Here is a 4,867-nt window from a genome sequence, read left to right as displayed (position 1 = left end):
TAAACTACCAAGTCCTCTTTGTACTTTAAATCCATTTTCTTCAAGGTAATCTTCTAAAAGTTTACTTGAAAAATTCTCATTAAAACACAATTCAGGATTGTCGAAGATTGCGTCTGACATATCTGTCAGACTTTTTTTCTGTTTCTCTACTCTATCAAAAATCTTTTCTTTCAAACTTACTCCTTACATATATCCTATAATTTCTGCCGCTATCATCAATACACTTCCAATTACTATCCAAACGCCAAAGATTTTACCCATAAATATCATCCATTTGTCATAAGGTATATCTGTCGCTCCTAAAACTCCCATAAGTGCTGTTGATGTCGGTAAGATGTAGTTGCAGAATCCATCTCCAAAGTTAAATGCCAATACTGCTGTTTGTCTTGAAATTCCAACTGTATCCGCCAATGGTGCAAAAATAGGCATAATTGCCGCTGCTTGTCCTGAACCTGATGTTATAAATATATTTACTATTAAATTAACAATGAACATAATTGGGGCTTTCAAAATTTGTGGGAATATATTTATTCCTTGAGTCATTGCATGGATTGAAGTATCCATTATATTTCCTGCTGATAAAACACCTGATACTGTTCTTGCAAATCCAATTATAAGTGCTGCACCTATCATATTTTTGCAACCTTCTACAAAATATTTTGCAATTGTTGAAGGTGAATATCCTGCTATAATTCCAGCTACTATTGAAAGCCAGATAAAAACTGCCGCCGTTTCATCTAACTTCCATTTTAATTTTACTCCGCCGTATACTATAATTCCAAGAGCCAAAAATAATGATGATATTATAAGCCATTTTTGTGTATTCATCGGTTTATTAAATTCATCATTTCCTTCTTTTTCATAACTGCGATCCTTATCTAGTTCATACATAGGACTGAGTTCAGGATTTTTCTTTATTTTCATTGCATATTTGATCAGCATGAAGTTTGTAACTATGTAAAATACCGCAAAACATACTGCTCTAAACCCAATACCTGAATAAGGTGCAAGTCCGGCTATCTCTTGTGCAACTATAGTTGTGTTTACATTTAATGTCCCTGTAGAAAATCCTACTGCTCCGCCTAATAATAGAATTGCCGCCCCGACAATTGAGTCAAATCCCAACGCAATCGCTATCATTACCATTATCGGCGCAAATCCTATAAATGTATTAACTCCTTGTGTTGTACATATCAATCCAAAAATTAACGTCAGTATTGGTATAAATAAGTACTCTTTGCTCTTTGTCTTTCTCGATACCATTCCAATTAAAGACTGCAATGCACCACTCTTAGTTATTACGTTAAAAGCTGCTCCTGAAAAAAGTATTACTGTTATAAGCACTGCACTCTTTTCAAATCCTTCAATTGCCAGGTTGAATACCTTAAGCGGATTTACCGGTGTCTTTTCTATGTAATTGAACGTGTTAGGATCTATTACTTTTACTCCCTGTGCATTTTCTACCCTTGTGTACTCTGCTGATGGTATAACCCATGTAAGTATAACTGCGAAAATTATTATCCCCATCAATATTACCAAGGTATGTGGCATTTTTTTCTTTTTAGTTTCCATATATACTCCTCCTTTATTTAATTAAAGTATAACATCGTTTTCATTATTAGTGAAATTCATATTTTTCATAATTTTTATTACTATATGTTATAATTATTCTGGTGATATTAATGGATACTAGATATTATAACTATATAATTACAATTGCAAATACGGGTAACTTCTCTCAAGCCGCTGAGCTGTTATATGTTTCTCAACCTACGCTTTCAAAATTTATAATTTCTATGGAAAATAAACTTGGTGTAAAATTTTTTGAGAAAATTAATGGAAAATTTGTTCCAACCCCTTATGGTAAGGCTTATATTGAATATGGACAAAAAATTCTACAACTTGAATCTGAGCTAAGAGATAGCATAAATGATATATCCAATCTACGAAAGGGGACTCTATCTCTTGCAATCACACCTACCAGAGATTTATATATCTTGCCTTTAATTCTTCCTGAATTTAGAAAAGTCTACCCTAATTTTAATATAGATATTTTAGAGGAGAGTATAGATAAAATAGAGTCTTCCATTTTGGAAAATAAATCTAAAATTGGAATTTACATAGCTGATGAGCAAAATAAAAATTTGAATTATGAAATTTTAGACGAGGAAGAAGTTGTAATTTGTGTTTGTAATGATTCTAAATATATTGAACTTGCAGAGAAGAAAGATGGTTTTAAATTTCCGTGGATTGACTTAAGACTCTTAAAAGATGAAACTTTCTTTATAAGTAATCCGAACACTGCTAAGCTTGGAAAGCTTTCAAAATTATATTTTTCAGAATGCAACATAGCGCCTAAAACTGTTGTAATAAAGAATATGGAAACTCGTCTTAGACTTGCATCCATAGGTGAAGGTATTGCTTTTACATATGATATAGGTGAAAAGTTTTTTAAATGTTTTGAAAAAACTCCGGTGTTCTTATCTATTGGAAATGTGAAACGTTGTAATAAATTTGTGGTTTCTTCTTTGAAAAATGCACATCTGGACAAGGCTCATTCTGATTTTATAAAAATAACTAAAGAGTTGTTAGGTTGTTATAAATAGCATTTTATTTGTTAGACTTTAGTACTATCGTGCCAACCATACATTTTTATAGCTGCTTTGTTTTTACATTTTTGTTAGACGGGCGGGCCTCGCTTCTCTCGTGCCGCCCCTACATTCTTCCTTACCACATTTTATTTTAATATCTTTGTTACGCTGGTGGGTCTCGTTTCTCTCGTATTTCCTCTACGGTATACTGTTAAAACAAAAAGTCCGATTCTTTCGAATCGGACTTTCTATTATATTTATTCTTACATCATACCCATTCCCGGGTTCATTGGCATTTGCGGTTCTTCTTTTGGTATTGAAGCAACTGCAGCTTCTGTTGTAAGAATCATTGATGCAACTGACGCTGCATTTTGCAGTGCTGATCTTGTTACTTTAGTTGGATCAACTATCCCTGCAGCTACCATATCCATATATTCTCCTGTGTAGGCATTATATCCTATGCCTGGTTTTTCAGCTTTTACTTTATCAGCTATAACTGAACCTTCAAGTCCTGCATTTTCTGCAATTTGTCTAACCGGTGCTTCTAAAGCTTTTAGAATTATTCCAACGCCTGTCTTTTCATCACCTTCAGATTCTTCGTAAAGTTTTTCTATAACTCCGATACAGTCCACAAGAACTGTTCCACCTCCGGCTACTATTCCTTCTTCTACTGCTGCTCTTGTAGCTGAAAGTGCATCTTCTATTCTAAGTTTTCTCTCTTTAAGTTCAACTTCTGTTGCCGCACCTACTTGTATTACTGCAACTCCACCTGAAAGCTTGGCAAGTCTTTCTTGTAATTTTTCTTTATCAAATTCTGAAGTTGTATCTTCTGCTTGAGTTTTTATTTGTTGTACTCTTGCAGCAAGGTCTTCTTTATCTCCTGCGCCGTCAACAATTACCGTCAAGTCTTTTTCAACTCTAACCTTTTGAGCTTGACCTAACACTTCTATTGTCGCATCTTTTAATTCTTCTCCTAGGTCTGAAGATACTACTTTACCACCTGTTAAAATGGCAATATCTTGTAGCATTTCCTTTCTTCTATCTCCATATCCGGGAGCTTTTACTCCCACTATGTTAAGAGTGCCTCTTAACTTATTTAATACTAAAGTAGCTAAGGCTTCACCTTCTATATCTTCAGCTATTACAAGTAATGGTTTTGATTGTTGAAGAACTTGTTCAAGAAGTGGAAGTAAATCTTGAATGTTTGTTATCTTTTTATCTGTAATAAGAATGTATGGATTTTCCATTTCAGCAACCATTTTTTCATTGTCTGTTACCATGTATGGAGATACATATCCTCTGTCAAATTGCATACCTTCTACAACTTCAAGGCTTGTTCCCATTGACTTAGATTCTTCAATAGTGATTACACCATCTTTACCAACTTTTTCCATTGCTTCAGCAATTAGTCTTCCAACTTCTTCATCTGCTGATGAATTTGCTGCAACTTGTGCTATAGCTTCTTTTGTCTCTACTGATCTTGAGAACTTTTTGATTTCTTCTACTGTTGTTTCAACTGCTTTTTTGATACCCTTTTGTAGCACCATAGGATTTGCTCCCGCAGCTAAATTTCTCATACCTTCTATTGTGATTGCTTGAGCTAAAAGTGTCGCTGTTGTAGTTCCGTCTCCGGCTACATCATTTGTCTTTGTAGCTACTTCTTTTAAAAGTTGAGCTCCCATATTTTCAAATTTGTCTTCAAATTCAATTTCTCTGGCAATTGTAACCCCGTCATTTGTGATAAGCGGTGCACCATATTCTTTGTCAAGTATTACATTTCTTCCCTTTGGTCCAAGTGTAACTTTTACTGTATTTGAAAGCTTATTGATACCATCAATAAGTCCTTTTCTAGCATCTTCTGAAAATTTAATTTCCTTTGCCATATTTCCTCCTTATTATGCTTTATTCAATTACCGCTAAAATGTCTGTGTATTTTAGTATTGTGTATTTAACCTTTTCCAGCTCTACTTCTGTTCCTGCATACTTAGAGAATATAACTTTATCTCCAACTTTTAATTCATCTTTTGTCTCTTCATCACTTGTAACTTTTTTTCCTATTGCCACAACTTCAGCTAAATTCGATTCTTCCTTTGCTGAATTTGGTAATACTATTCCCGTTGCTGTTGTCTCTTCTTTTTCTACTTTTTTGATTACTATTTTGTCATCTAATGGTTTTAAAGTCATAATTACCTCCTTAATATTAGCACTCTTCCAGATCGAGTGCTTATATTCATATAATAATACAACAAATTTTGTTTTTCAAGTCCAAATTTTAC

Annotated in this window: 4 protein-coding genes; 1 reads left to right on the top strand and 3 read right to left on the bottom strand. The window is 33.7% G+C overall.

Annotated elements, in window-relative coordinates:
- Positions 1-183: 183 nt before the first annotated feature.
- The gene (locus SOR77_RS01650) at positions 184-1,572 is read right to left on the bottom strand and encodes a YfcC family protein (RefSeq protein WP_320635469.1); all 1,389 of its coding nucleotides are present in this window, start codon (positions 1,570-1,572) and stop codon (positions 184-186) included.
- 110 nt (positions 1,573-1,682) lie between these two features.
- On the opposite strand from SOR77_RS01650, the gene SOR77_RS01645 reads away from it, so the two are divergent.
- The gene (locus tag SOR77_RS01645) at positions 1,683-2,606 is read left to right on the top strand and encodes a LysR family transcriptional regulator (RefSeq protein ID WP_320635468.1); all 924 of its coding nucleotides are present in this window, start codon (positions 1,683-1,685) and stop codon (positions 2,604-2,606) included.
- A gap of 248 nt (positions 2,607-2,854) precedes the next feature.
- Here the strand turns inward: SOR77_RS01645 and groL are convergent, their stop codons facing one another.
- Together groL and groES are read right to left on the bottom strand one after the other, a co-directional pair.
- Positions 2,855-4,474, bottom strand: a complete 1,620-nt coding sequence (gene groL / locus SOR77_RS01640) for a chaperonin GroEL (RefSeq protein WP_320635467.1) — start codon at positions 4,472-4,474, stop codon at positions 2,855-2,857.
- 19 nt (positions 4,475-4,493) lie between these two features.
- Positions 4,494-4,775, bottom strand: coding sequence for a co-chaperone GroES (groES, locus tag SOR77_RS01635; RefSeq protein WP_320635466.1), 282 nt, complete (start codon positions 4,773-4,775; stop codon positions 4,494-4,496).
- Positions 4,776-4,867 lie beyond the last annotated feature (92 nt).

The organism is Peptoniphilus sp., assembly GCF_034090345.1.
Taxonomy (GTDB): Bacteria; Bacillota; Clostridia; order Tissierellales; family Peptoniphilaceae; genus Peptoniphilus.
This window is presented reverse-complemented; position numbering and strand designations above follow the sequence as displayed.